Raw genomic sequence first — 25957 nt, 5'->3', positions numbered from 1 at the left:
ATGATCGGGCAGATGCCTGTGCTCGACACCGGCCTATCCAGAAGCGCGCATCAGCGAGCGGTCAGGTGCGTGGCAAGGGCTTTGGCGTAGGCGGGCAAGTTGTCGAAGCGGCGGGCGCACAGCCGCAGTGAGCGTTGAGCCCAGGCCTCTTGCAGCGAGACCCATTGCCAGGAAGGTTCGGGCGGGCGCCGCGCGATCGCGGCCTTTGGCACGATGGCAATGCCCGCACCATGAGCGACCATGCGAATCACGCCATCAAAACCGTCGGCGCGAATGCGAATGTGCATGCGTCGTCCGCTGTGCAGCGCCTGTTCTTCGAGGTAGATCGCCAGCGCACTGGACGCGTTCAGGCCTACATAATCATGGCCGAGGGTCTCATTGAAGTTCAGCGGACGACCGTCAGCCAGGGGATGTTCCGAGGGCAGGATCAATACCAGCGGATCATCGCGGAAGGGCCGGGTTTCAAGGCCGGCGATGTCCACCGCGTCGGAGATGATACCCAGGTCCGACGCACCCTGACGCAGCGCATGGGTGATCCGTGAACTGGGCAATTCCTGCAGATCGATGTCGAGGTTGGAATGGGCCTTGAGAAAGTCGGCCAGCAATTCCGGCAGGTATTCGGTCATGGCGCTGGTGTTGCACAACAACCGCACCCGGCCTTTGACGCCGCGGGCGTATTCGCCGAGGTCCTGTTGCAGGTGTTCGGCATGTTGCAGCAACACCCGGGCATGTTGCGCCAGTGCCTGGCCGGCCGATGTGGGTGTTACACCGCGCCGCCCGCGTTCGAGCAATTCAATCCCCAGGGAGGCCTCCATGGCCCGGACCCGGGCACTGGCCGCTGCCAGGGAGAGATGGCTGCGGGCAGCGCCGGCAGTGATGTTGCCGGTGTCGAGGATGTGCAGGTAGAGGCGCAGGTCGGTGAGGTCGAAGTGCATGGGGGATGTGATCCTGTGCCGGGTTCTGGGGTGTCTGGAACATTGTCATCGCGAGCAGGCTCGCTCCCACGAGAACAATGCAGGATCCAAGGTGGGAGCGAGCCTGCTCGCGATGGCGTCTACAGCCTCAGCAAATTCTTCAGCCTCTTGCTCGGCCAGAGGCTATCTCAGTATATGGCAGATTTAAAACCCGACCGCCAGGGCCCACGATAGCCCCATGAACACACTCATGGCTTTCTATCAAAATCTCGGCCCTGCCCTTTCTTTGCTGGTCATAGGCACTTTCCTGCTGGCCGGCACCATCAAGGGTGTGATCGGCCTCGGCCTGCCGACCATTTCCATGGGCCTGCTCGGCCTGGCTATGGCTCCGACACAGGCTGCGGCGTTGCTCGTCATCCCGGCCACGCTGACCAATATCTGGCAACTGACCTTTGGTGGTCATCTGCAAACCCTGATCAGGCGCTTGTGGCCACTGTTGCTGGCGATTTGCATCGGCACCGCTCTGGGCACGTTGTGGTTCGATACGGTGGGGGGACCTTGGGCGGTGCGAGCATTGGGTGGCGCGTTATTGCTGTACGCGCTGAGCGGGTTGTTGCTGCCGACATTGCGGGTCGCTTCCAGTGTTGAGCCGTGGCTCGCACCGTTCTGCGGTCTGCTCACTGGCCTCATCACTTGTGCGACAGGTGTGTTCGTCATCCCGGCGGTGCCGTACCTGCAAGCGTTGGGCTTGAGCAAGGACGAACTGGTGCAGGCGTTGGGGTTGTCATTCACGGTTTCGACACTGGCCCTGGCGGCCGGCCTGCTGTGGCGCGGCGCCTTGGGCGGTGGCGAATTAAGTGCTTCGGTGCTGGCCCTGGCGCCAGCGCTGTTGGGGATGTGGCTGGGGCAATGGCTGCGTCAGCGCATCAGCGCCGTGCTGTTCAGGCGGGTGTTTTTCATTGGCCTCGCTGTGCTCGGCGGCCATTTGCTGATCAGCGGCTAGCCGAGGACGGGCTGAGCATGTCGACGCGGCGGATCTCGAAATCGCGCTCCAGGTATTCCATGCGCTGCTCAAAAAACTGCTTCATGTGCGGCAGGTTCGAATGCACGTCCAGATGAGCCTGGGATTGCCAGATCTCATAGAAGATAAACAGGGTCGGGTCTTGCCGGTCTCGCAGCATGTGATATTCGATGCAACCGGGTTCGGCACGGCTCGGTTCCACGTAGGCACGAAACAGCGTTTCGAAGGCTTCGGCTTTTTCCGGACGGGTCTTGGCGTGCAGGATGAAACCGTGCAATTCGCTCATCGGAGAGGCTCCTGAATAAAAGTATGCGAATGCTACGGCAAGAATTGGCTACCTATTCGTGCGTATAGGTCAAATCAGTTTTGCCGTTGCAGTGCTTACTCCGCCGCAAGCTCATCGGTACTCTGCCGCCATCATTTTCAATCTTTCCATTGGGTGACCGTTCAACCGTGTCCCCTGGAATCCGATGAGGCTCTCCATGAAAAAAGTCCTGCTGCTCAACGGTGGTAAACAATTCGCTCACTCCGACGGTCGCTATAACGCCACCCTCCATGATGCGGCGGTCAGCGTGTTGGACCGTGGCGGGTTCGATGTGAAAACCACGTTCATCGACGGTGGTTACGACATCAAGGAAGAAGTTGCCAAATTCCTCTGGGCCGACGTGATCATTTACCAGATGCCAGGCTGGTGGATGGGCGCGCCGTGGACCGTCAAGAAATACGTCGATGAGGTCTTCACCGAAGGCCATGGCAGCCTCTATGCCAGCGACGGCCGCACCCGCTCCGATGCTTCGCAGAAATACGGCAGCGGTGGTTTGTTGCAGGGCAAGCAATACATGTTGTCGCTGACCTGGAACGCCCCGCAGCAAGCCTTCGATGACCCGACCGACTTCTTTGAAGCCAAGGGTGTGGACGCTGTGTACTTTCCGTTCCACAAGGCCAACCAGTTCCTGGGCATGAGCGGATTGCCAACCTTCCTGTCTGTGGACGTGATGAAACGCCCGAATATCGAGGCCGATGTGGCGCGTTATGAGCAGCACTTGATTGAGGTGTTCGGCCTGAAGGCGTGACCTTTCTTTTGTCACGTATCCCGATACTATCCTGGGGCTCGGGTTCGCTTTGCGGCCCGGCGGGGATAGATTCCCTCGCCACAAGAGAGCGCAGTCGACAGGGGGATACGTGAAAGCCAGATCCGACGAATTGCAGATTTTCGTCTGCGTGATCGAGTGCGGGTCGATATCCGCCGCCGCCGAGCAGGTCGGGCAGACGCCGTCTGCGGTCAGTCGTACCTTGTCGCGCCTGGAAGCCAAGCTCGATACCACGCTGATCAACCGCACCACGCGGCGCATGGACCTGACCGAAGAGGGCAAGTATTTCTTCGAGCAGGCCAAGGGCATTCTCGACCAGATGGATGAGCTGGAGGAGCGCCTGTCGTCTCGCCAGAAAAACCCGGCGGGGCGGTTGCGGATCAATGCGGCTTCGCCTTTCATGTTGCACGCTATCGTGCCGCATATCGAAGAGTTCCGCGGGCTCTACCCGGATATCCAGCTCGAACTCAACAGCAACGACCTGATCATCGATTTGCTCGAGCAAAGTACCGACATAGCGATCCGCATCGGCACCCTCAGCGACTCGACGCTACATGCCCGATCCCTGGGGTGCAGTCCGCTGCATATCCTGGCCAGCCCGGCCTATCTGAAGCAGCACGGTACACCTGCCACTGTCGCCGAACTGGCCCGGCATGCACTGTTGGGGTTTGCCCAGAATGAGGGCCTCAATCAGTGGCCGCTGCGTCACGAGCACGGTGATCGTTGGCCGATCCAGCCTGCCATCAGCGCGTCCAGTGGCGAAACCGTGCGTCACTTGGCGCTGCAAGGGCAGGGCATAGCGTGCCTGTCGGACTTCATGACCCGTGAAGACATCCGTGCCGGCCAGCTCAAGGTGCTGCTGGCCGATGCCAACAGCGGATATCGCCAACCGATCAACGCGGTGTATTACCGCAACTCCCAACTGGCCCTGAGGATCCAGTGCTTTCTGGACTTCATCCAGGGCAAGCTCGCCGAATACGCCTCGCGGGAATTCAAAGGCTGATTCGTGGCTTCAAGGCGAGTGTGGTTTGGGTTCGGGGGCTGGCCGATGCGCGCGTACGTCGGTGAGCGGCTGTGAAGCGGCGCTCGTTTGTCGTCAGCCGCGCAGATGAGTCAGCGGCAGTTCGGTGCTGTTGAGCACCTGGTTCAACACGAAGCTGGACCGCACACTGGTGACCCCGTCAATCCGGGTCAGGTGCCCCAGCAGCAGTTTCTGATAATGGTCCATGTCCGGCACCACGACCTTGAGCTGGTAATCCGCATCCATGCCGGTCACCAGGCTGCATTCCAACACCTGGGGCAAATTGCGGATGGCGGCTTCGAAGTTCTCGAAACGTTCAGGGGTGTGGCGGTCCATGCCGATGAGCACGTAGGCCGTCAGGCTCAGGCCGAGCATTTTGCGGTCGAGCAGGGCGACCTGACGGGTAATGTAGCCGTCGTCTTCCAATTGCTTGACCCGCCGCGAGCAGGGGGACGGCGACAGGCCGATGCGTTCGGCCAGCTCCTGATTGGAGATGCGCGCGTCGCGCTGCAATTCCGCCAGAATGCTCAGGTCGTAACGGTCGAGTTTGCTCATTGGTCGGGCCTTTGTCTGGATAATTGCTGGATATTATCTATCGCAGGTAAAAAATTGCGCAAGTGATGTTTATTTACGCAATCTTCGCAATCATTCGTCGGTGCTCCGAGCCTATTCTTATCACCAAGATCACTGCTCGGACAAACAGTCCAGTGCGGCCCGCCTAATCCGGCCGGCCGCGGTCGCAGCACCCACCGGTGTCTGGCAGACCCCCGAGCTGCACACTGTCCAGAAGACGGCGTGAGGTGAGCCGACGTCAAAAGCGTCGCGCACGGACGAAGTTCTCAAGGGGAGGCCGACGGGCCTCCCTTTTTTATGCCTGCGAAATAATGGCGGCGACTGATAATCTGTCGCAGAACCGGCCTAGGCTTTTCCAGTCTCATTCATCAGGCCCTGAACCGTTGTGAGGAATTTCATGAAGTCGCGCATCTGGCGTTTGGCAGGTGTTGGTCTGTTGTGGGCAAGTGTCAGTGCGCAGGGAGTGGCCGACGATCAGCAAAATCGTGGCGGCCCGGACGGGCGAGGTGGCAATGGCCAGGGTTATTCAGGCCAACCCCGGCCACAGAGCAACGAGATCATTCGCGGCGACAACAGCCGCCAGTTTGAGGTCCAGCCTCACGCTCAAGGCGGCCAGCCCTACAACCGCCCGCCGCAAGACCCCAATGGTCGTCCGCCGCAGCCACCGGGTAACAGCCTGCCGATCCAGGGCCGCCCCGACAGCGTGACCCAGACCCAGGAGCCGAGGCCGGGTTACTACCGCGATATTCCGCGCCGCAGTGATGGTTATCCGAGCGGTGGGCCACGCCCCAGCCATGACTCTCGCCCTGATCAGCACTGGTCCGGTCGGCCGGACGGTCATGGCAACGGCTGGGGGCCGGGGCCGCAATATCGTCCTGGGTATGTAATCGATCGTTTTCCGGATCGTCACTACCGCGTGCCTTACCGTGGCCATGACTATTTTTATTCGGGCGGTTACTGGTATCGCCCCCAAGGGCCGCGCTATATCGTGATTGAGCCGCCGCGCGGAATCCGTACCCGTTATCTGCCCGATTATGCCCGGGAAGTCTGGATCGGCGGCTCGCTGTTTTTCCTCGCCGCCGGTGCCTATTACATCTACGAAGCCAACACCCGGGACTACGTCGTCGTTGACGCGCCGGTGAGCAACCCGCAGCCCCAGCCCCAAGGCAACAGCTACGATGTGGTGGCTTATCCAGCCAACGGCCAGTCTCCCGAGCAGGTCAATCAGGATGGCTACGAATGCTATCGCTGGGCGGTGCAGCAGAGCGGTTTCGATCCGCGCAACTACACCTACCCGCCCGCGCCGCAAGTGGTACAGACCTATCGTCAGGCCCAAGGGAGTTGCTTGAGCAGTCGTGGGTATCAGGTGACGTACTGATCACTCGAAAGAAAAACACTCCCCTGTGGCGAGGGAGCTTGCTCCCGCTCGGTTGCGCAGCGACCGTAAAATCTTGGGCCTGCTGCGCAGGCCAGCGGGAGCAAGCTCCCTCGCCACGGGGTTCTGTGTTCGGCGTCAGGCGCTGGTGCGCTTCACCACTTCCGACGGATCGGCATGCACCAACACTTCCGCCTTCGGATAGGCGCGGTGTATGGCATCGGCGGCCTGGTCGCTGATGCCGTGGGCTACTGACAGGGTCAGTTCTCCCGGCAGTTCCAGATGCAGTTGCACGAACCAATGGTTACCTGAGATCCGCGTGCGCAGATCGTGGGCACCCAGTACCCCGGGCACCGCGCAGGCCAGTTCCAGCATGCGCTGGCTGACGTCGGGCGGCAGTTCCTCATCCATCAATACCGCGAAGCTTTCCCGGGCGATCTGGATCGCGCTCCACAGGATGTAGACGGCGATGCCCAGGCCGAACCAGGCATCCAGTTGATGCCAGCCCAACCCGGCCAGCACCAGGGCGACCAAGATGCTGCCGTTGAGCAACAGATCCGAGCGATAGTGCAGCGAGTCAGCGCGCACGGCGTTGGAGCCGGTGGCGCGGACGACCCGATGTTGCAGCGCCAACAAGGCCAGGGTCAGCCCCAGGGAGAATACGATCACGCCGACACTGAGCCAGGCCGCTTCCACCGGGACCGGGTTTTTCAGACGCTCAAACGCCTGTAGCGCAATCAACACGGCACTGCCGCCGATGAACAATGCCTGGGCCATGCCGGCCAGGGACTCGGCTTTGCCGTGGCCGTAACGATGGTCCTCGTCGGCGGGGCGCAATGCGTAATGCACCGCCAGCAGGTTGAGCAGCGACGTGACGCCGTCCAGCGCCGAGTCGGTCAGGCCGGCGAGCATGCTCACCGAGCCGCTCAGCCACCAGGCCAGTGCCTTGGCAATGACCAGAATAAGCGCCACGGCCACCGAAGCACGGGTGGCCAGACGCAGCAGACGGGCATGTTCGGTGCTGGTGGTCATGGCGCGGTCGTTCCTTCAATAGCGCCCATCACGCGGCCGGTTTAAGCCCGAGGGCGGCCAGTTGCTGGGCGTTGCCCTTGCTTTGGATCAAACGTGGGTCGTCCAGGGGGAAGCTGCGGCCCAGTTCGCTCTCCAAAATCGCTTGCAGCTTTTGGTTGTTGACGCTGCCGTCGGCGTTGATCGCCGGCTTGAGTTTTTCTGGCTCGATCTGGACGCTTCTGCCGGGCTCGAAATAAATCGCCCCGGTGGCGAAGTCCACGGCGAACGCGATCAGGCCGGGGATGATGTAGAACAGCAGGCCGACGGCGTCCAGCGCGGCAATCGCCGGGTCGATCTTGCCGTCGATCTGGCCGCGACGGTCGGGGTAGAAGATCGAGCCGCAGGCGCTGATCTGGGTCAGCAGGGAGGCGACCAGAACGCCGCCGATCACGCGAAAGGGAATACGCATAGCAATCTCCTGAGCAGGTAAAGGCGTTGCTGGTTGGAGTCCAGACCACGCTAAACAGTTCGCCGTTATACTCGGCCCTCTGTTTTGGAGCCAGCATGATTTCTTTGCCGATTGATGAAGTTTTACCTGCCCTGCGTCAAGCCTTGGCGTCGCGTCACGAAGCCGTGCTCGAAGCGCCGCCCGGCGCTGGTAAAACCACCCGCGTCCCCTTGGCCCTGTTGAATGAGTCCTGGCTGGCCGGGCAGACGATTCTGATGCTTGAGCCCCGGCGCCTGGCGGCACGGGCGGCGGCCGAGCGACTGGCCAGCGAGCTGGGGGAAAAGGTCGGTGAAACCGTCGGCTACCGAATTCGTCTCGACAGCAAGGTGGGCCCCAAGACCCGCATTGAAGTGGTCACCGAAGGCATCCTCACCCGCCGCTTGCAGGACGACCCGGCGCTGGAGGGTGTGGGGCTGCTGATTTTTGATGAATTCCACGAACGCAGTCTCGACGCCGACCTGGCCCTGGCCTTGAGTCTCAATGGCCGCGAGCTGTTTCGCGACGACCAGCCGCTGAAAATCCTGCTGATGTCCGCGACGCTGGAAGGCGAGCGCCTGGCCGGGTTGTTGGACGACGCGCCGATCCTGCGCAGTGAGGGGCGCATGTTCCCGGTGACGGTGCGCTGGGGCCGGCCGTTCCAGCCCGGCGAGTTCATCGAGCCGCGCCTGGTGCAGACCGTGCTCGAAGCCCTGCACGATGAAACCGGCAGCGTGCTGGTGTTCTTGCCTGGGCAAGCGGAGATCCGCCGGGTTCATCAGCAACTGGCCGATGCCTTGGGTGAAGGCGGCAATGTGCTGCTCTGTCCGTTGCATGGCGAGCTGGACCTCGCCGCCCAACGCGCGGCCATCGACCCGGCGCCGCCCGGCCAGCGCAAAGTGGTGCTGGCCACCAACATCGCCGAAACCAGCCTGACCATCAATGGCGTGCGGGTGGTGATCGATGCCGGATTGGCGCGGGTGCCGCGTTTCGATCCGGGCAGCGGTATGACTCGCCTCGACACCCAGCGGATTTCCCGGGCTAGCGCCACTCAGCGGGCCGGGCGGGCCGGGCGTCTGGAGCCGGGGGTGTGCTATCGGTTGTGGTCCGAAGACCAGCACGAACAACTGGCCGCTTATGGCAGCGCAGAGATTCTTTCGGCGGACCTGGCCGGGCTGGCTCTGCAATTGGGGCGTTGGGGCGTGACGCCGCAGCAATTGGTCTGGCTCGACATCCCGCCCACCGCCGCTTATGCCCAGGCGCAGGAGCTGCTGCAACGCCTGGGCGCGCTGGACGGCGAGCAACTGACCCGTCATGGCCAAGCCATGGCCGAACTGCCGGCTCACCCGCGCATCGCGCATTTGCTGCTGCGGGGGCAGTCGCTGGGGCTGGCGGACATGGCGTGCAACGTCGCGGCGCTGTTGGGTGAGCGAGACATTCTGCGCGGCGCCGGGGCGGACCTGCACACGCGCCTGGCGTTGCTGTCCGGTGAAGAGCGGGCGGCCCGTGGCGCCCAGGGCGGGGTACAGCGGGCGCGGCAACTGGCCCGGCAATATCGCGGTTACCTGCGGGGCAAGGCCGAAGACGCCGTCGCCGACCCCGAACATCCGCGCTGGCTGGGCGCTTTACTGGCGTTGGCCTACCCGGATCGCGTCGCTCAACAGCGGCGGCCCGGCGGGGCGGAGTATCGCCTGGCCAACGGCCGTGCAGCGTTGTTTGCCGAAGCGGACAGCCTGATGAAACAGCCGTGGCTGGTGATCGCCGACCTGGGCAGCCGTCAGGGGCAGCGGGAAGAACGGATCTACCTGGCGACGGACTTCGATCCGGCGCTGTTTGATTCGGTGCTGGCCGAACAGGTGCGCACGGTGGATCAACTGGATTGGGACGAGCGTGAGGGCGTGCTGCGGGCCGAGCGCCAGCGCAAGGTCGGCGAACTGGTGCTCAGCCGTGAGCCACTGACCGGGCTGGATGAGTCGGCGCGCAGCCAGGCGCTGGTGAACCTGGTACGGCGCAAGGGACTGGAGTTGCTGCCCTGGACGCCGGAGCTGCGGCAATGGCAGGCGCGGGTGGCACTGTTGCGCCGGCTCGATCTGGAGGCCAAGAGCGAGAGTGATTGGCCAGATGTCAGCGACGGGGCGCTACTGAACACGCTTGAGCAATGGTTGATGCCGTACCTGGGACGCGTGTCACGCCTCAGCCATTTCGCCAACCTGGACCTGTCGAGTATCGTCCACAACCTGCTGCCCTGGCCCTTGCCGCAGCGGCTGGATGAATGGGCACCCCATCATCTGAGCGTGCCCTCGGGCTCGTCGATTCGCCTGGACTACAGCGAACACCCGCCAATTCTCGCGGTACGCTTGCAGGAACTGTTCGGCCTGGCCGACACCCCTCGCATTGCCGGCGGCCGACAGGTCGTCAAACTGCACCTGTTGTCACCGGCGCGGCGACCGGTGCAGGTGACCCAGGATCTGGCGAATTTCTGGCGCAGCACCTATGCCGAAGTAAAGAAAGACCTCAAGGGACGTTATCCCAAGCATTACTGGCCGGACGATCCGCTGGTGGCCGAAGCCACGGCCCGGATCAAACCCCGCAAGTGATAAACCGCCGGTTTGGCCCGCCAGCACGGGGGCGCAAATGGTAGATTCACTGACCCATCAACTGCTTTATACGCAGTCCCGGTTACTTGGCTTCAGATTCGGAACAGTTCATGGCAAAGAAACCAGCAGCGCCCACCTCCCAGGCACCGATGACCTTGGCCACCAGGGGTTCGAGCCTGACGTTGATCGATGTGGCAAAGATTGCAGGCGTCTCGCCAATGACCGTTTCCAGGGCTTTGCATCGCCCGGAACTGGTGAGCGAGAACACGCGGGAGAAGGTCCGCGAAGCGGTGCGCCAATCGGGCTATGTGCCGAACATGCTGGCGGGTAGTCTGGCGAGCAACAAAAGTCGCCTGGTGGCGATTTTCCTTCCAACCATCGCTAACTCCATTTTTGCAGACACCGTGCAATCGCTGATGGACCGCCTGACCCAAGCGGGCTATCAAACCCTGCTCGGTCTGACCGGCTACAGCGCGGAGCAGGAAGAGAAACTGCTTGAAGCCGTACTCGGTCGTCGTCCGGACGGCATCGTATTGACCGGTACGCTTCATACCGAATCAAGCCGCTTGCGCCTCGCCCAGGCGGGAATTCCCGTGGTCGAGGCCTGGGATCTGAGTGAAGACCCTTTGGACATGCTGGTTGGCTTCTCCCATGAAAAAGTCGGGCAAGAGACCGCGCGACATTTGCTTGAAAAGGGTTACCAGCGCTTTTCCGTGGTGACCATCGGCGACCCGCGTGGCCTGCGTCGCTGCAACAGTCTTATCGCCGAGCTGCAGCGCCAGGGCATTGAAGAGGTGCCCATGGAAGTCCTGGCGCCCCCCGCCACGCTGGAGGTGGGGCGCGAGGGGCTGCGGCGGCTGCTGGATCTGCCGGTGCGCCCCGACATCGTGGTGTGCAGCTCCGATACCGTGGCTCAAGGTGTGTTGGCGCAAGCCGCCAGCCTTGGCTTGAAGGTGCCCGCTGAGCTGGCCGTCATGGGCTTCGGGGATCTCAGCAGCGCGGCGCAGGTTTACCCGGCGCTGTCGACCGTCAGCGTCGACGGCGGCAGGATTGGCCTGCAAGTGGCTGAGGCACTGCTTGAACGATTCGACAATCCCGGCGCCCATCTCAAACCCGTGCGAATTGACACCGGCTTCACGTTCATCGACCGCGCCAGTACCTGAGCCTGGCAGTCGATTTTCCGGGGATTTACGGGATTGAATGATTGCGCAATCAGTGTAGTATCGAGGCAAGAGACCTTCTGAAGCATCGACGAAGGTCTTTTTTACGTCTCGTGATGATTGCGCAATCATCGTCGCCTTCAGAGCCTGTCCAAGGAGAGCCCCATGCTCGTACAACAACAATCACTCAAGTCCTCCGACGACGACCGAATTGCCTGGGTTCGTGTCGCTTCGGTCATCCTGCCGCTGGCCAATCCCGTCAGTGATGCCAAGGTCCTTACCGGACGGCAAAAGCCGATGACTGAAATCGCCATCCTGTTTGCCGAAATCGAGACCGTCGATGGGCATCAGGGCCTGGGTTTCAGTTACTCCAAACGTGCCGGCGGGCCGGGACAATTCGCTCATGCCAAGGAAATCGCCCCGGCGCTGATCGGGGAAAATCCCAGTGACATTGCCAAACTCTGGACCAAGCTGTGCTGGGCTGGCGCGTCGGTGGGCCGCAGCGGTATGTCGACCCAGGCCATCGGGGCGTTCGACGTGGCGTTGTGGGATCTGAAGGCCAAGCGCGCCAACCTGTCGCTGGCGCGCTTGCTCGGTGCTCAACGTGACTCGGTGCGTTGCTACAACACTTCCGGTGGCTTCCTTCACACCCCGCTTGATCAGTTGATGAAGAACACTGACCTCTCGCGAGAAAAGGGTATTGGCGGCATCAAATTGAAAGTCGGGCAACCGGATTGCGCCATCGACATTGAACGGGTCAGTGCGGTGCGCAAGCACTTGGGTGACAACTTCCCGTTGATGGTGGATGCCAACCAGCAATGGGATCGCCCGACGGCCCAGCGCATGTGTCGGCAGTTTGAAGCGTACAACCTGATCTGGATTGAAGAGCCGCTGGACTGCTATGACGCAGAAGGCCATGCCGCGTTGGCGCAGCAGTTCGATACACCGATCGCCACGGGTGAAATGCTCACCAGCGTTGCTGAACACGCCGAGTTCATCAAACAGCGCGGCGCTGATTTCCTGATGCCCGACGCGCCACGCGTAGGCGGCATCACCCCTTACCTGAAGGTCGCATCAATGGCCGAGCAGGCGGGCCTGATGCTGGCTCCCCATTTCGCCATGGAACTGCACGTTCACCTGGCAGCCGCTTATCCGACCGAGCCCTGGGTCGAGCATTTCGAATGGCTTGAGCCGCTGTTCAACGAGCGTCTGGAAACCCGCGACGGTCGGATGCTGGTGCCCACTCGCCCCGGTTTGGGACTGACGCTGAGCGAACAAGTCAAACCCTGGACGGTTCAGGAAGCCGAGACAGGTACTCGACCCTGATCAAGCGTGGGTTACGCGGACCAGCGCCACACTCGTCTGACGGCGAATGTGGCTTGGCATCACGGCGTGGCCGGCAACAGGAATCGGGCAATCACCGGCAAATGATCGGAGATACGCAAGGTATCGTCCTGCCGCACCCGAGCCTCGACCCGCTTGATCCGAGGGCTGTAGAACAGGTAGTCGACAGTGCGGTCAGGGCCGTTGAGGCCGGGGTCGTTCGGGTAGTGGGTCAGCCAGTGGCTGCGATCGATGCCGCTGGCTTCGTTGTTGGTGGGGATCATCGGGTATTTGTCCCACAGCAGGTGCAGAGGGCTGTCGGCGGAGTAGGGCGTGCGCTGCGCGGCTGGCAGGCGCCGGTATTGGCCCAGGGGTAGCAGATTGAAGTCGCCACCGATCAGCCAGGGTTTGCCTCGCGATTCAAGTTTGTCCAGTACCTTGCTCACGGCCTTGACCTGGTTCGGCAGGGTTTCATCCGGCTGCGTGGCCCGTTCCAGGTGGGTGTTGAGCACGACCAGGTGGCCACCACTGCTCAGCGGCAGGTGACTGACCAACAAAGCGTTTTTCGGCTGGAACTGACGGCTGATGAAATTGGCCCCGGCCACCGGCAACTGCACCCGTTCCGCTTGATCGATGCGGTAACGGCTCAACGTCGCCAACTGCCGGCCGACGCTGCCGAAGATATGCGGGTCGGGGATGAAATCGGCTTTCCAGTCAAAGGCGCTGGTGCTGCACGGATACAGGTCGGTCAATCGTTCCTGCAACAACTTGAGCTGGTTCTGGTAGTCGCTGGCCTTGGCGCCGTCGTCCAGTTCCTGGAGCAACACAACGTCCGGTTGCTCGTCGCGAATGACCCTTGCCACTTCGTCGAGGCTGAAGGCCATGTCTTCGAGGGTCGGGCTTTCATCGTCACCTTGGGCCAGGTCGTGCCAGAACACGTAGCGCTTGCCGGCCAGGAACTGGACGTTCCAGGTCATCACCTTCAAGGCCTGGCCAGGCACGAGCGTTGCGGTGTTGGCGGGGCAACTGACCGGCAGTGCTTCCCGGGATTGTGGGCGCCAGGTCAGGCTATAGATCGACAGGGCGGCCAGGCCGAGAATCAACAACAGGCCCAGCAAGGTGTAGCGCAATAGACGGGTCATGGCTCGACTTAAATGGGCAATACGCAAAAGTGATCCTGAGCATAACCGAGAGCAGTTGCCGAGCCCAAGCCCGTAACCTGCGCAGCAGTCGTCAACGGCTGTCAGGTTTTTCCGCGACCAGCATGAACATCCGGAACAGCACCACGGTGGTGAACAGCTGCAGGAAACTGTGAACGCTGTCGATCAGCAAGGTGATCAACGGGTTCTGGGGCGGCGGGTACACCGACAGGCTGGCGCCCTTGAGCAGCCAGAGCGGGACCATCACGCAAAGAATGCACAACAGGATGCGCCAGAAACTGCCGCGGCTCAGGCGCAGGCTTTCCTTCATTGCTGCCAGCGGAGTCAGGCCGCGCAGCACCAGCAGGTATTCGCCAAAGGCCAGGACCACCATCAGCCAAAGGCCCGGCAGGAAGTACAACGAAATGCCCACCAGAATCAGCAACGTATTGAGTGCGGTCAGCAGGGCAAAGCGTGGCCACAGGGTCAGGGCCGTCGCGAGAAGGTCACGGGGACGGGGCGATTCACCGCGACTGCGAGCGTCGAGAAACAGAATCAGCGCGGCGGTGTAGAGCGGGTATATCAGCAGCCCGACGATCAGGCTGTAGCCGGAAAAACCTTCGGGGCCCACGGCGCTGTCCACGCCTTGTTGCAGCACGGCCTCGAGGATCACCAGCGGCAGGCACAGCTGGGCGATCCGGCCAAGATGGCGTTTGAAGAAATACAAAGAGTCGCGCAGCACGTCAAACGGATTCATGAGTCGGTATCGCAGGTCAAAAAGCGGTCCGACACTTTAACCGATCAGGCGCCTGCACAAGCAAACGTAAACATCAGGTAAAGACCATTGAAACCTCTGTGCCCAGCCCCATTACTGCTGGCACCGGTCCTGTAGGGCCGGCATGGTTTTTCTACCCGGCAATCTGATGAGGTCGCCATGAACAGCGAAGAACAAACCCTGATCGATGGACTGTTTTCACGGCTGCAACAGGCCGAAAAGGATGCAGCCCCGCGCGATGTCCAGGCCGAGGCGCGGATCAAGGAACATATGACCCGCCAGCCCGCGGCGGGCTATTTCATGACCCAGGCGATTCTGGTGCAAGAGACGGCGCTCAAAAGCCTCGACGAGCAGAACAGGCAACTGACCCAGCAGATCGAGCAGTTGCAAGCGGACCTGCAACAGGCCCGGCAACAGCCTCCAGCGCCCAGCGGTGGTGGTTTTCTCTCGAGTATTTTCGGTGGCAGCTCGCGCGACCCACGGCCAACGTCCGCTCCAGGCGCTTCGCCCGCCAGCGGTGGCGGCTGGCGCGAACCGGCGCGGCCTGGCTTCAATGCGCCACCCCAGCAGAACTACGCCGCGCCGCCCGCTAACTACGGCGCCGCGCAACAGCAGGCTCCAGGGGCCGGCAGCTTCATGAGCGGCGCGCTGAAAACCGCGGCTGGTGTGGCCGGGGGCGTGATGCTCGCCCAGGGCATCAGCAGTCTGTTCCACGGTGCCCAGCAGCCTCAGGAAGTCGTCGAGGTCATCGAGCCAGAGCCGGCCCAACCGGTCAACGACACGGCAAGCAGTGACAGCGGCTGGGGCAATGACTCAAACGTCGCTGGTAACGATGCCTATGGCAACGACCAGGGCGGTTTCGCCGACGCCGACTACAGCGACGATTCATCCTTCTTCGGCGATGACGACTCCTTCGTCTGACCTGCCATTCGTCCGGGGCGCCCAGGTGCCTCGGACCGATTATTCGCGGAACATTCCTCTGGGCTGGCATACTGGGCAACTTTTCGGGCCCGCTCTGCCGGCTTGTGCATTCAAGAGGAAACGCGGTGAAAAAAATCGCAGTGTTCGCCGATGTCCAGAACCTCTACTACACCGTGCGCCAGGCTTATGGTTGCCATTTCAACTACGCGGCCTTGTGGGCCGATGTCAGCAAGCAGGGGCAGATCGTCGAGGCCTACGCGTATGCGATCGATCGCGGCGACAGCAAGCAGCAGCAATTCCAGCAGATCCTGCGCAACCTGGGGTTTGTCGTGAAGCTCAAGCCTTACATCCAGCGCAGCGACGGCTCGGCCAAGGGTGACTGGGACGTGGGCATCACCCTGGACATCATGGACGCCGCTGATCACGTTGACGAAGTGGTGTTGGCCTCCGGTGATGGCGATTTCGACATGCTGCTCGAACGTATCATCAGCAAACACGGGGTCCAGGCGGTGGCTTATGGCGTACCGGGGCTGACGGCCAACTCGCTGATTCGCGCCGCCAGCCGCTACGTGCCGATCGAAGGCGCGTTGCTGCTCAAGAATTGATTTTTACGGAGTTCAGACAGGTTTGGAACGCATCGCAGTCATCGACTTTGAAACCACCGGCATCACGCCGAGCAGCAGTTGCCGGGCCACCGAAATCGCCGTGGTGATTCTCGAACAGGGCCGGATTGTGGATCGCTATCAGAGCCTGATGAACGCCGGTGTGCGCGTGCCTGCGTTCATCGAGCAACTGACCGGCATCAACAACGCCATGCTGCGCAGCGCCCCGCCGGCGGAAAAGGTGATGAACGAGGTCAACGAGTTCGTCGGCATCACGCCGCTGCTGGCCCACAACGCCGCATTCGACCAGAAGTTCTGGGATTTCGAGCTAGGCCGGATCAAACGCACCCGCTTGCAGAATTTTGCCTGTTCACTGCTGCTGGCCCGGCGCCTGATGCCGACGGCGCCGAACCACAAGCTCGGCACGCTCAACACCTTCGCCGGCCTGCCCCACACCGGCCAGGCTCACCGGGCCATGGCCGACGCCGAAATGGCCGCCAACCTCACCGCGCACCTGGCGACGCAACTGCGGCAACAGCACGGGCTGCGGGAGTTGTCCCACGATTTGCTGTGCAGTTTGCAGAAAGTGCCGGCGGCGAAGATCAACGAGCACCTCAAGCGGCATCGCGGGTTCTGAAAACACCCCCCAACAAGCCACTGTGGGAGCGAGCCTGCTCGCGATAGCGTCGGTTCAGTCGGCAACTAAGTTGACTGATACACCGCCATCGCGAGCAGGCTCGCTCCCACCGTTCTGATGTGTGTTGGCGCGATTACTTCCCGTTACCTTCCAACTGCCCCAACGGCACCCGCTTTTCAATCGCGCTGGACAGCACGATCGAGGTCTTGCTGAAACCGAACTTGGCGATGCGGTTGATCAGCTCTTCCAGTTCCGGCATCGAGCCGACCGCCGCCTGCATGATCACGCACGGGTCGCCCGTCACCCGGTGGCATTCGGTCAGTTGCGGGATCCTGCACAGTTCATCGTAAGTCTTCTGGTTGCCGTGCTGGTTCATGCGCAGTTCGATGACGCACTGCACCGGCAAGCCGATTTTCGCCATGTCGACTTTCGCCTGGTAGCCAGTGATCACGCCGCTGGTTTCCAGCTTGCTGACCCGCTCGGCCACGGCCGGGGCCGACAGGTTCACTTTGCGGGCCAGTTCGGCATAGGACGCACGACCGTTTTCCAACAGGGCGCTGAGCAGCATGCGGTCGTATTTATCCACGGTTCGGGCTTCCAAGGGGCTGACTTTCGAAAGTACGGTTTATAACGCTGATCTCCGTGTTTTTAAAAGTGTACGGTTCGGATAAACAGGTTTTGTAACTTATTTTCCGCCTGTCGCCTTTCTAGAATAGCGTCTTTCATTGTCCTGACTTCGAGCTGACCATGCCTGGCCCACGCCGTTTCCCCTTGCCATTGATCGCTGCATTTTTTGCCTTGTACGTCATCTGGGGGTCGACCTACCTGGTGATTCGCATCGGTGTGGAGCATTGGCCGCCGCTGCTGCTGGCCGGGATTCGCTTCGTGATCGCCGGCTCGCTGATGTACGGTTTCCTGCGCTGGCGTGGGGCGCCGGCACCGACTTGGGCGCAGTGGAAGGCGGGGGCTGTCATCGGCGTGTTGTTGCTCAGTTTCGGCAATGGCGCGGTCAGTGTCGCCGAACACACGGGTGTGGCGTCCGGGGTGGCGGCGCTGGCCGTGGCGACGGTGCCGTTATTTACCTTGCTCTGCGGATATTTCTGGGGCGCCCGTAATACCCGTCTGGAGTGGGCGGGGATTGTGCTGGGGTTGATCGGCATTGCCATGCTCAACCTCGGTTCCAACCTGCAATCGAGCCCATTGGGCGCGACCTTGCTGCTGTTCGCGGCGGCGTCCTGGGCCTTCGGTTCGGTGCTGAGCAAGCACTTGCCGCTGCCGGCGGGGGCGATGGCCAGTGCCGTGGAAATGCTGGTGGGCGGTGTGGTGCTATTGATCGGCAGCGTGGCCAGCGGCGAACACCTGGACAGCATGCCGCCGCTGGAAGGCTGGATCGCGCTGGCTTACCTGACCTGCTTCGGTTCGATCATTGCCTTCAACGCCTACATGTACCTGCTCAAGCACGTACGTCCGGCGGCGGCCACCAGCTATGCCTACGTCAACCCGGCGGTGGCGGTGTTGCTGGGCATTGTGTTCGCCGGTGAAACCATCGGGATCGAAGAGGCCCTGGCGATGTTGGTGATCATCAGTGCCGTGGTGTTGATTGGATTGCCCCAGTGGCGCAAACCCAAGCCTGCGCCGGCCGAATCCTGATTTAGGGTAAACTGCCGCGCATTGCACACCTTGCGCTGATTTTCCTACGGTACTTCCATGACTTTCGCCACCCTTGGCCTGATCGAACCCTTGCTGCGCGCCCTCGAGACGCTCGGCTACCAGACCCCAACCCCGGTGCAGGCCCAAGCCATGCCGGCGGTGTTGGCCGGTCGCGACCTGATGGCCGCGGCCCAGACCGGCACCGGCAAGACTGCCGGTTTCGCCGTGCCGCTGTTGCAGTTGCTGACCACCGAGGGGCCGAAGGTCAGCGCCAACTCGGTACGGGCGCTGATTCTGGTGCCGACCCGTGAACTGGCCGAGCAGGTCCACGAAAGCGTGCGCCAATACGCGCAAAACCTGCCGTTGAGCACCTATGCGGTGTACGGCGGTGTCAGCATCAACCCGCAGATGATGAAGCTGCGCAAAGGGGTTGATCTGCTGGTCGCCACGCCGGGACGCTTGCTCGACCTGTTCCGCCAGAACGCGCTGAAGTTCAATCAGCTGCAGACCCTGGTGCTGGACGAAGCCGACCGCATGCTCGACCTGGGCTTCTCCGAGGAGCTGGCGAATATCTATAAAGCGCTGCCGAAGAAGCGCCAGACGCTGCTGTTCTCGGCAACCTTCTCCGACGCGATCCGCTTGCTGGCCGGGCAAATGCTCAACGACCCGTTGAGCATCGAAGTGAGCCCGCGCAACGTGGCCGCCAACACCGTCAAGCAATGGGTGGTGACGGTGGACAAGAAGCGCAAGCCAGAGTTGTTTGTGCACCTGATGCGCAAGAACAAGTGGAAACAGGTGCTGGTATTTGCCAAGACCCGCAACGGTGTCGATGCGCTGGTGGAAAAACTCCAGGGCATGAGTGTCAATGCCGACGGCATCCACGGCGATAAACCCCAGGCCACCCGCCAGCGCGCGCTGGACCGTTTCAAGGCCAGTGAGATCCAGATCCTGGTGGCCACCGACGTCGCCGCTCGTGGGCTGGATATCGAAGACTTGCCGCTGGTGGTGAATTTCGATTTGCCGATCGTCGCTGAGGATTACATCCACCGTATCGGTCGTACTGGCCGGGCGGGTTCCACCGGGGAAGCGATTTCCCTGGTCTGCGCCGATGAAGTGAATCTGCTGTCAGCCATCGAAACTCTGACCCGTCAGACGTTGCCACGGCAGATGGAACAGGACTTCGAGCCAGAACACCGGGTGCCGGAGACCGATGCCAGCGGCCAGGTCATCAAGAAGCCGAAAAAACCGAAGAAACCGAAAGCCTCGGGCGGTGGCGGCAAGCGCAACCTGGGCAAGTGGGTCGACAGCGGCGACGCCTCACCCGTGGAGCCTTCGGTCAAGCCTGTGCGTAAAGTGCCGGTGTTCAACACCGGGCCGCGCAAGCGTAAGCCTTGATGACCCGCAGCGTTTGACAGGCCGCCATCGCGAGCAGGCTCGCTCCCACATTGACGGTGTACACAAATCAAATGTGGGAGCGAGCCTGCTCGCGATGGTCGCGCCTGGGTTTTCAAACCTTGCGCTGTAACCACTCCAACATTCCCAGCCCAGCCGCCCGGCCGCTGGCAAAGCAGGCCGTGAGCAGATAGCCGCCGGTCGGTGCTTCCCAGTCGAGCATTTCCCCGGCGCAGAACACGCCAGGCATCTGCTTGAGCATCAGGCGTTCGTCCAGGGCTTCGAAGGTCACGCCACCGGCACTGCTGATGGCTTCGTCCAGCGGGCGGGGTTTCACCAGGATGATGGGCAAGGCCTTGATTGCCTGGGCCAGCCGCGCCGGGTCGGCGAAACAATCGGCAGGCGTTTGCTCGCGCAGCAACGCAGCCTTGACCCCGTCGATCCCCAACTGGCTGTGCAAGTGCTTGGCCATTGAGCGCGAACCGCGTGGCTTGCTCAGGGCTTGCTGGATTTTATCCACAGGCCGGCCCGGCAGCAGGTCCAGATGGATCGTCGCGCTACCGTGCTGGTTGATGGCTTCGCGAATCGGCGCCGACAGGGCATAGATCAGGCTGCCTTCGATGCCGGTGGCGGTGATCACGCATTCACCGAGGCGCGGTACATCGTCATTCAGGCCGATGGCGATATTTTTCAGCGGGGCGCCGGCGAATTTGCTGACCATCAGATCGCTCCAGGCCGGCACTTCGAATCCGCAATTGCTCGGCTGCAAGGGCGCAAGGCCTACACCGCGCTGTTCCAGTGGCAGCATCCAGGCACCATCGGAGCCCAGGCGTGACCAACTGCCACCGCCCAGTGCCAGCAATGTCGCAGTGGGGCGCAGTGTTTTTTCGCCGTCCGCAGCGGTGACTAGCAAGCTGCCGTCGGGGTTCCAGCCCAGCCAGCGATGGCGGGTATGGATCATCACGCCGGCATCGCGCAGGCGTTTGAGCCAGGCGCGCAGCAGCGGGGCGGCTTTCATGTCGGTAGGAAATACCCGCCCGGAACTGCCGACAAAGGTCTCGATGCCCAATCCGTGAATCCATTGGCATAACTCGTTGGCGCCGAATGCCCGCAGCAGCGGGGCGATATTGGGCGCGCGCTCGCCGTAGCGGGACAGGAACGGCGAGAAGTCTTCCGAGTGGGTGATGTTCATGCCGCCGACCCCGGCCAGCAGGAATTTCCTGCCCACTGAGGGCATGCCGTCGTACAGGTCGACCTGTATCCCGGCTTGGCTCAACACCTCGGCCGCCATCAGGCCGGCTGGGCCGCCGCCGATGATGGCGACATTTGGGATATGGGGGCAGACGGTTGGGGTCATGGCGTGAGCTGCGGAGGACGGGAATAAGCGGGGCATTCTATCAGCACAGATCCCTGTGGGAGCGAGCTTGCTCGCGATAGCGATCTGTCAGCCAACATCCATGCAGGCTGATCAGCCGCCATCGCGAGCAAGCTCGCTCCCACAGGGGGATGCGGTGATTCTTAGAGCGCTAATGTGTAACTGACGATCAGGCGGGTTTCATCCAGGTCATTGCTGAAGTTCGAACGAACCGTAGCGTTTCTGAGTTTGACCCCGAGGTTTTTCAGCGAACCGCTTTGGACCACGTAACCGATATCCGTATCGCGCTCCCACTCTTTGCCCGTATTACTGCCCCCGACCAACGCGTTGTCACCCTGGACATAACGACTCATGAACGTCAGCCCGGGAATGCCCAGCGCGGCGAAGTTGTAGTCATAACGCAGCTGCCAGGAGCGCTCTTGGGTGTTGGCAAAGTCATTGATCTGGACGAAGTTGACCAGGTAAGGGTCGCTATTGGCAATGTACGGGAAGGGATCGTCACCGCTCATGCGCTGATAGGCGGCGGTGAACACGTTGGCGCCCAGGGTGTAGGCAACCAGTCCGTTCGCGGCGCGGTTATCGAGGGGGCGGAAGTTACCGTCATCGGTACTTTTCGAATAACGTAGATCGAACTTCAGCGACTGCTGCGCGGCAAGAGGGATTTCATAGACGACGCCGCCAAAGAACTGTCGGTAGACATTTTCCAGATTGCCGTAGAACAGACTTGTGCTAAGGGCCTTGTTGAAACTGTAAGTACCGCCGGCAAAGCGGAAGTCATCACTGACACCGCCGATGCGGTTACCCGTGAAGTCCTGATAGTTCGAGGAACTGTTGAACTTGATTTGCTCCAGCTTGCCGCCTTGCAGGACCAACTGATCAATGTCCTTGGAGGTCAGTAGCGCGCCTTCGAAGGTGGAGGGCAACAGGCGTGTGTCATTGCTCGATACCACGGGCGTACGGAAGGCGAGTGAGCCAACCTTTAGAGCGGTTTCCGACACCTTCGCCTTGGCCGTCAACTCAAGTTTGGAATATTCGTCCTGTGAGCCGCGGCCGTTTTTCGAACTAAGGTCAGCCGGCAACAGGCCCGTGCCCCCGGAACCATCACCGCCGTCAAGCTTGAGGCCGAGCATGCCAACCGCGTCGATGCCCAGACCCACGGTGCCGGCGGTATAACCTGACTCGAATCGCAACATGGCGCCCTGGGCCCATTCTTTTGCCGAGTCCCGCTGGGCCGTGGGAGGACCGTTGCGAAAGTCACGATTGAAGTAGAAGTTACGCAGTTCCACACTGGCCTTACTGTCGGCAATAAAATCTGCAGATGCCGTAAAAGGGAAAATCAACGCGCAAGTACCCGCAATAGCCAAAGTCTTATTGATTGACATGCTCTTTATGCTCCAGATAACAGCAGATTTATGTGTTGGGTTTTATCGTTATTTTGATTGCAAAGTTACATCTACAGTTTTCTGCGGGCAGCACGCGGCAACCGGGTTATTACCCCGTTGCGCGTACTGACTGCGAAAAGAAAAGTTTTAAATCAGAGAGCTGTTTTGATGCGGCCAATGACGGAGCCGGCTTCAAAATAGTCGCCGGCCTGTTTGGCGATCTGCACCTGGCCTTCACAAGGTGCGAGGACCGAGGTTTCCATTTTCATGGCTTCTACAACCGCGATCACTTGCCCGGTGCTCACCGACTCGCCGTCTTCGACGACCCAGGTATGCAGATTACCCGCCACGGGCGTCAGTACCGCCTGCGGATCAGTGACCTCGGAGGGGGCCGTGTTTTCGCTGGCGGTACCCGCTGCATTCAGGCTGACGCCTCGCAGCAGCGCAGCCGGAAGGCCCAGTTCGTGGCGCTTGCCGTCGATCTCGACAAACGTGCGCAGGATGCCTGGGTCGGCCGATACCGCGGTACGTGGGGCGAGCGTGATCTGTTCGGCGAAATCGGTTTCGATCCAGCGCGTGTGCACGGCGAATTTATCGGCACCGGTGAAGTCGTCATGGTCCATCACGGCCCGGTGGAACGGCAGCACCGAGGCAATGCCTTCAATGTTGAATTCCGCCAAGGCGCGTCGGGCGCGGACAATAGCCTGTTCGCGGGTGGCGCCGGTGACGATCAGTTTGGCCATCATCGAGTCGAAGGTGCTGGGCACTCGCGAGCCGCTTATCACGCCGCTGTCCAGGCGCACACCCGGGCCAGACGGTGGCAGGAAATCGGTGATCTGACCGGGGGTGGGCAGGAAGCCCTTGCCTGGGTCTTCCGCATTGATGCGAAATTCGAAGCTATGGCCACGTGGGGTCGGCGTCTCACTGAAGGACAACGGCAAACCGTCGGCGATCCGCAGTTGTTCGATCACCAGATCCACCCCAGTGGTCTCTTCGGTCACCGGGTGCTCGACCTGCAAGCGGGTATTGACCTCAAGGAACGACAGGGTGCCATCCTGGCTGAGCAGGAACTCCACCGTGCCGGCACCGACGTAGCCGGCTTTGGCGCAGATATCCTGAGCGGATTGATGAATACGCTGGCGCTGTTCGTCGCTGATAAAGGGCGCTGGCGCTTCCTCCACCAGCTTCTGATTGCGCCGCTGCAAGGAGCAGTCACGCGTGCCGACGACGACGACCTTGCCGTGTTTGTCGGCGAGGATCTGCGCTTCGATGTGCCGAGGACGGTCGAGGAACTGTTCGACATAGCACTCGCCACGACCAAAGGCCGCTTGCGCTTCGCGCACGGCGGAGGCGAACAATTCAGCCACTTCATCCATGCGCCAGGCGACTTTCATGCCGCGTCCACCGCCGCCAAAGGCAGCCTTGATGGCAATTGGCAGGCCGTGCTGTTCGGCAAAGGCCAATACTTCGGCGGCGCTTTCGACCGGGCCAGGCGTACCGGCTACCAGAGGCGCCCCGACCAGTTGGGCAATTTTTCGCGCCTCGACCTTGTCGCCGAGCACGTCGATGGTCTGCGGGTTGGGACCGATCCAGATCAACCCTGCGTCGATCACCGCCCGGGCGAAGTCGGCCCGTTCAGACAGAAAACCATAGCCGGGGTGCACGGCATCGGCGCCGCTGCGTTTGGCCACGGCAATCAGTTTGCCGATATCCAGGTAGGTTTCGGCCGGGCGCTGGCCATTCAGTGAGTAGGCTTCGTCGGCCTGGCGCACGTGCAGGGCGTCGATGTCCGCGTCGGCATAGACCGCGACAGACTGCACGCCGTAGTCGCGGCAGGCGCGGGCGATGCGGACGGCAATTTCACCACGGTTGGCAATCAGTAATTTTTTCATGGAATTTTTTTCACATCGGCAGTTGAAGAAGCTTGCGTAACGGGTTGAATCTCTTTGAAGCCGTCCACAGGGTTGAAGCGAATCTGCGCATTGATAGGGATCTGGCCAGCCAGGTCGAGATGGTAGCTGGCGACTGCGGCGATCACTGGATAGCCACCGGTCAACGGGTGATCGGCGAGAAACAGAACCGGTTGGCCGCTGGCCGGGACCTGAATGGCGCCCACGGAGGTGCCTTCGCTGGGCAACTCATGGTGGTTGCTGCGCGCTAGCGGTATTTCACCGGCCAGACGAATACCGACGCGGTTGGACTGTGAGGTGACGCGCCAGAGCTGGCTGCTCAGACGCTGGATGGCGTCTTCGGTGAACCAGTCGGTACGCGGTCCCATGACCACGTCAAGGGTGACGATGTTGGTAGCTGTAGGCAGCTCAAAGGCTGGGGCTTCGTTCAGCGATACGCTGGTTCCCGTTGTCAGTGTCGTAAAGCCCAATAGGTCGCCGGCGGCGAGTGCCGGGGGACCGACCTGGGCCAGGGTGTCTGTGGACAGGCTGCCCAGCACCGGAGTGACGTCAAAGCCGCCGCGAATCGCCAGGTAGCTGCGCAGCCCCGCGAGGGGTGAACCCAGACTGACGCGGTCACCCGCGTCCAGCTCGATGGGCTGGTAGTGACTTGCCTGCCATTGCAGGCCACTGGCGTTGGTGATTGTGACCGGGGTTTGCGCACCGGTGACGGCGATCACGGCACGGCCATGGCAAACGAAGCTCAGGCCGCCGAGTACCGATTCCACACAGGCCATGTCCGAGCGGTTGCCGACCGCGCGGTTGGCTGCCCGCAGCGCGCCCAGGTCCAGCGCGCCGGAACGGGATACGCCTTGGCCGGTTTGGCCGGGACGGCCCATATCCTGCAATACGCTGTGCAAACCGGGGGTGATGATTTCCAGATAGGCGCCGCTGGGCGCGGCGGCACTTGCCGGTACCGTGGGGGCGGGCAGGCCACCCGCCGGGAGCGGGCCTGCATCGGTGAAGCGCACTTTATAGCCCGGACGCAGCAAGGCCGATTCAGCGCGGTTCAGGTCCCACATCTGCAAAGGCGTGACGCCGATGATCTGCCATCCGCCGGGGCTGGCTTGCGGATAAACACCGCTGAATTCCCCCGCCAGGGCAACCGCACCCGCGGGTATGCGGGTACGTGGAGTTTGTCGGCGAGGCACCTGGAAACCCGCACCGCCGGTGAGGTAGGCGAAGCCCGGCGCGAATCCGCAGAAGGCCACGCTGTAGTCATGGGCGGTGTGGCGTTGGACCACCTCGGCGCGGCTGATCCCCAGCAGCGTGGCGACCTCGTCGAGGTCTTCGCCATTGTAATGGACGGGAATTTCCACCCGGCGATGCTCGATCGCGCGGCGCTGGCTCAGGTCTTGGCTAGCGATACGATTGACGAGCGCCTGCTGCGCAATGGCGCTGGGGCGAAATTGGATCAGCAGCGTTCGTGCGGCAGGAATGATTTCCTCCACGCCAGCAATCGGCTCGGCCATCAGGGCGTCGAACAACGCCAGTGTCTCGTCGAGGTCTTTCAATTCGACGAGCAGGGCGTCCAGGTTGACCGGTAGAAAACGCACGGGAGACTC

The 25957-nt window shown here is 61.7% G+C and carries 24 protein-coding genes; 12 read left to right on the top strand and 12 right to left on the bottom strand.

Annotated elements, in window-relative coordinates; all coding sequences use genetic code 11:
• Positions 1 to 50: 50 nt before the first annotated feature.
• Positions 51 to 935: a LysR substrate-binding domain-containing protein gene (locus BW979_RS27040; protein WP_076386456.1), complete on the bottom strand. Its 885-nt coding sequence runs from the start codon at positions 933 to 935 to the stop codon at positions 51 to 53.
• Between the two features lie 217 nt (positions 936 to 1152).
• On the opposite strand from BW979_RS27040, the gene BW979_RS27035 reads away from it, so the two are divergent.
• Positions 1153 to 1917: a sulfite exporter TauE/SafE family protein gene (locus tag BW979_RS27035; protein ID WP_076386454.1), complete on the top strand. Its 765-nt coding sequence runs from the start codon at positions 1153 to 1155 to the stop codon at positions 1915 to 1917.
• On the opposite strand, the gene BW979_RS27030 is transcribed toward BW979_RS27035, so the two are convergent.
• Positions 1907 to 2221 (bottom strand): putative quinol monooxygenase, encoded by a 315-nt coding sequence (locus BW979_RS27030; protein WP_047229530.1) that lies wholly within the window; start codon positions 2219 to 2221, stop codon positions 1907 to 1909. The genes BW979_RS27035 and BW979_RS27030 overlap by 11 nt on opposite strands.
• Before the next feature lie 196 nt (positions 2222 to 2417).
• Here BW979_RS27030 and BW979_RS27025 point away from each other — a divergent pair, with 196 nt between their 5' ends.
• Both BW979_RS27025 and BW979_RS27020 read left to right on the top strand, forming a co-directional pair.
• A complete protein-coding gene (locus tag BW979_RS27025) occupies positions 2418 to 3008 on the top strand; it encodes an NAD(P)H-dependent oxidoreductase (RefSeq protein WP_047229531.1) in 591 nt (196 codons plus the stop codon).
• Positions 3009 to 3117: 109 nt separating this feature from the next.
• Positions 3118 to 4029 carry a LysR family transcriptional regulator gene (locus BW979_RS27020; RefSeq protein ID WP_076386452.1) on the top strand — a complete coding sequence of 304 codons (912 nt, stop codon included), beginning with the start codon at positions 3118 to 3120 and terminating at the stop codon, positions 4027 to 4029.
• A 93-nt stretch (positions 4030 to 4122) separates the two neighbouring features.
• On the opposite strand, the gene BW979_RS27015 is transcribed toward BW979_RS27020, so the two are convergent.
• Positions 4123 to 4602, bottom strand: coding sequence for an Lrp/AsnC family transcriptional regulator (locus BW979_RS27015; RefSeq protein ID WP_047229533.1), 480 nt, complete (start codon positions 4600 to 4602; stop codon positions 4123 to 4125).
• 415 nt (positions 4603 to 5017) lie between these two features.
• On the opposite strand from BW979_RS27015, the gene BW979_RS27010 reads away from it, so the two are divergent.
• A complete protein-coding gene (locus BW979_RS27010) occupies positions 5018 to 5998 on the top strand; it encodes a DUF6515 family protein (protein WP_047229534.1) in 981 nt (326 codons plus the stop codon).
• A gap of 135 nt (positions 5999 to 6133) precedes the next feature.
• Here the strand turns inward: BW979_RS27010 and BW979_RS27005 are convergent, their stop codons facing one another.
• Both BW979_RS27005 and BW979_RS27000 read right to left on the bottom strand, forming a co-directional pair.
• Positions 6134 to 7027 (bottom strand): cation diffusion facilitator family transporter, encoded by an 894-nt coding sequence (locus BW979_RS27005; RefSeq protein ID WP_047229535.1) that lies wholly within the window; start codon positions 7025 to 7027, stop codon positions 6134 to 6136.
• Positions 7028 to 7055: 28 nt separating this feature from the next.
• On the bottom strand, positions 7056 to 7475 hold the full coding sequence (locus tag BW979_RS27000; protein ID WP_047229536.1) for a hypothetical protein: 420 nt from the start codon (positions 7473 to 7475) through the stop codon (positions 7056 to 7058).
• A gap of 95 nt (positions 7476 to 7570) precedes the next feature.
• Here BW979_RS27000 and hrpB point away from each other — a divergent pair, with 95 nt between their 5' ends.
• From hrpB to BW979_RS26985, 3 genes are all read left to right on the top strand, one after another.
• Positions 7571 to 10087, top strand: coding sequence for an ATP-dependent helicase HrpB (gene hrpB / locus BW979_RS26995; RefSeq protein ID WP_076386450.1), 2517 nt, complete (start codon positions 7571 to 7573; stop codon positions 10085 to 10087).
• 110 nt (positions 10088 to 10197) lie between these two features.
• Entirely contained in the window at positions 10198 to 11250 is a 1053-nt protein-coding gene (locus BW979_RS26990; RefSeq protein ID WP_076386448.1) for a LacI family DNA-binding transcriptional regulator, read from the top strand.
• A gap of 162 nt (positions 11251 to 11412) precedes the next feature.
• Positions 11413 to 12573, top strand: coding sequence for an L-talarate/galactarate dehydratase (locus BW979_RS26985; protein ID WP_076386446.1), 1161 nt, complete (start codon positions 11413 to 11415; stop codon positions 12571 to 12573).
• Positions 12574 to 12632: 59 nt separating this feature from the next.
• On the opposite strand, the gene BW979_RS26980 is transcribed toward BW979_RS26985, so the two are convergent.
• Together BW979_RS26980 and BW979_RS26975 are read right to left on the bottom strand one after the other, a co-directional pair.
• Positions 12633 to 13712, bottom strand: coding sequence for an endonuclease/exonuclease/phosphatase family protein (locus BW979_RS26980; protein ID WP_047229540.1), 1080 nt, complete (start codon positions 13710 to 13712; stop codon positions 12633 to 12635).
• Positions 13713 to 13803: 91 nt separating this feature from the next.
• On the bottom strand, positions 13804 to 14466 hold the full coding sequence (locus BW979_RS26975; RefSeq protein ID WP_076386444.1) for a hypothetical protein: 663 nt from the start codon (positions 14464 to 14466) through the stop codon (positions 13804 to 13806).
• 177 nt (positions 14467 to 14643) lie between these two features.
• Here BW979_RS26975 and BW979_RS26970 point away from each other — a divergent pair, with 177 nt between their 5' ends.
• The 3 genes from BW979_RS26970 (at position 14644) to BW979_RS26960 (ending at position 16644) form a co-directional block, all read left to right on the top strand.
• Complete coding sequence (locus BW979_RS26970) at positions 14644 to 15405, top strand: DUF2076 domain-containing protein (protein ID WP_076386442.1); 762 nt, start codon at positions 14644 to 14646, stop codon at positions 15403 to 15405.
• Between the two features lie 125 nt (positions 15406 to 15530).
• A complete protein-coding gene (locus tag BW979_RS26965) occupies positions 15531 to 16010 on the top strand; it encodes a LabA-like NYN domain-containing protein (protein WP_003185707.1) in 480 nt (159 codons plus the stop codon).
• Between the two features lie 22 nt (positions 16011 to 16032).
• Positions 16033 to 16644 (top strand): 3'-5' exonuclease, encoded by a 612-nt coding sequence (locus BW979_RS26960; RefSeq protein WP_076386440.1) that lies wholly within the window; start codon positions 16033 to 16035, stop codon positions 16642 to 16644.
• 133 nt (positions 16645 to 16777) lie between these two features.
• Here BW979_RS26960 and BW979_RS26955 read toward each other — a convergent pair whose 3' ends face one another.
• The gene (locus tag BW979_RS26955; protein ID WP_047229544.1) at positions 16778 to 17230 is read right to left on the bottom strand and encodes an Lrp/AsnC family transcriptional regulator; all 453 of its coding nucleotides are present in this window, start codon (positions 17228 to 17230) and stop codon (positions 16778 to 16780) included.
• Between the two features lie 161 nt (positions 17231 to 17391).
• Here BW979_RS26955 and yedA point away from each other — a divergent pair, with 161 nt between their 5' ends.
• Together yedA and BW979_RS26945 are read left to right on the top strand one after the other, a co-directional pair.
• Entirely contained in the window at positions 17392 to 18294 is a 903-nt protein-coding gene (gene yedA, locus BW979_RS26950; protein WP_076386438.1) for a drug/metabolite exporter YedA, read from the top strand.
• A 57-nt stretch (positions 18295 to 18351) separates the two neighbouring features.
• Positions 18352 to 19689, top strand: coding sequence for a DEAD/DEAH box helicase (locus BW979_RS26945; RefSeq protein ID WP_047229546.1), 1338 nt, complete (start codon positions 18352 to 18354; stop codon positions 19687 to 19689).
• 112 nt (positions 19690 to 19801) lie between these two features.
• On the opposite strand, the gene BW979_RS26940 is transcribed toward BW979_RS26945, so the two are convergent.
• From BW979_RS26940 to BW979_RS26925, 4 genes are all read right to left on the bottom strand, one after another.
• The gene (locus BW979_RS26940) at positions 19802 to 21043 is read right to left on the bottom strand and encodes a TIGR03862 family flavoprotein (RefSeq protein ID WP_083714465.1); all 1242 of its coding nucleotides are present in this window, start codon (positions 21041 to 21043) and stop codon (positions 19802 to 19804) included.
• Between the two features lie 161 nt (positions 21044 to 21204).
• On the bottom strand, positions 21205 to 22443 hold the full coding sequence (locus tag BW979_RS26935; protein WP_076386434.1) for an OprD family porin: 1239 nt from the start codon (positions 22441 to 22443) through the stop codon (positions 21205 to 21207).
• Between the two features lie 152 nt (positions 22444 to 22595).
• A complete protein-coding gene (locus BW979_RS26930; protein ID WP_076386432.1) occupies positions 22596 to 24335 on the bottom strand; it encodes an acetyl/propionyl/methylcrotonyl-CoA carboxylase subunit alpha in 1740 nt (579 codons plus the stop codon).
• Entirely contained in the window at positions 24332 to 25948 is a 1617-nt protein-coding gene (locus tag BW979_RS26925) for a 5-oxoprolinase/urea amidolyase family protein (protein WP_076386430.1), read from the bottom strand. Before BW979_RS26925 ends, BW979_RS26930 begins: the two co-directional genes overlap by 4 nt.
• Positions 25949 to 25957: the final 9 nt, after the last annotated feature.

Origin of the sequence: Pseudomonas sp. A214, from assembly GCF_900156295.1 — a bacterium.
Lineage (GTDB): Bacteria > Pseudomonadota > Gammaproteobacteria > Pseudomonadales > Pseudomonadaceae > Aquipseudomonas > Aquipseudomonas rhizophila.
This window is presented reverse-complemented; position numbering and strand designations above follow the sequence as displayed.

Coding starts and splice junctions, on each gene's coding strand:
- BW979_RS27040 (WP_076386456.1), bottom strand. CDS start 935: ATGCACTTCGACCTCACCGACCTGCGCCTCTACCTGCACATCCTCGAC.
- BW979_RS27035 (WP_076386454.1), top strand. CDS start 1,153: ATGAACACACTCATGGCTTTCTATCAAAATCTCGGCCCTGCCCTTTCT.
- BW979_RS27030 (WP_047229530.1), bottom strand. CDS start 2,221: ATGAGCGAATTGCACGGTTTCATCCTGCACGCCAAGACCCGTCCGGAA.
- BW979_RS27025 (WP_047229531.1), top strand. CDS start 2,418: ATGAAAAAAGTCCTGCTGCTCAACGGTGGTAAACAATTCGCTCACTCC.
- BW979_RS27015 (WP_047229533.1), bottom strand. CDS start 4,602: ATGAGCAAACTCGACCGTTACGACCTGAGCATTCTGGCGGAATTGCAG.
- BW979_RS27010 (WP_047229534.1), top strand. CDS start 5,018: ATGAAGTCGCGCATCTGGCGTTTGGCAGGTGTTGGTCTGTTGTGGGCA.
- BW979_RS27005 (WP_047229535.1), bottom strand. CDS start 7,027: ATGACCACCAGCACCGAACATGCCCGTCTGCTGCGTCTGGCCACCCGT.
- BW979_RS27000 (WP_047229536.1), bottom strand. CDS start 7,475: ATGCGTATTCCCTTTCGCGTGATCGGCGGCGTTCTGGTCGCCTCCCTG.
- hrpB (WP_076386450.1), top strand. CDS start 7,571: ATGATTTCTTTGCCGATTGATGAAGTTTTACCTGCCCTGCGTCAAGCC.
- BW979_RS26990 (WP_076386448.1), top strand. CDS start 10,198: ATGGCAAAGAAACCAGCAGCGCCCACCTCCCAGGCACCGATGACCTTG.
- BW979_RS26985 (WP_076386446.1), top strand. CDS start 11,413: ATGCTCGTACAACAACAATCACTCAAGTCCTCCGACGACGACCGAATT.
- BW979_RS26980 (WP_047229540.1), bottom strand. CDS start 13,712: ATGACCCGTCTATTGCGCTACACCTTGCTGGGCCTGTTGTTGATTCTC.
- BW979_RS26975 (WP_076386444.1), bottom strand. CDS start 14,466: ATGAATCCGTTTGACGTGCTGCGCGACTCTTTGTATTTCTTCAAACGC.
- BW979_RS26970 (WP_076386442.1), top strand. CDS start 14,644: ATGAACAGCGAAGAACAAACCCTGATCGATGGACTGTTTTCACGGCTG.
- yedA (WP_076386438.1), top strand. CDS start 17,392: ATGCCTGGCCCACGCCGTTTCCCCTTGCCATTGATCGCTGCATTTTTT.
- BW979_RS26945 (WP_047229546.1), top strand. CDS start 18,352: ATGACTTTCGCCACCCTTGGCCTGATCGAACCCTTGCTGCGCGCCCTC.
- BW979_RS26940 (WP_083714465.1), bottom strand. CDS start 21,043: ATGACCCCAACCGTCTGCCCCCATATCCCAAATGTCGCCATCATCGGC.
- BW979_RS26935 (WP_076386434.1), bottom strand. CDS start 22,443: ATGTCAATCAATAAGACTTTGGCTATTGCGGGTACTTGCGCGTTGATT.
- BW979_RS26930 (WP_076386432.1), bottom strand. CDS start 24,335: ATGAAAAAATTACTGATTGCCAACCGTGGTGAAATTGCCGTCCGCATC.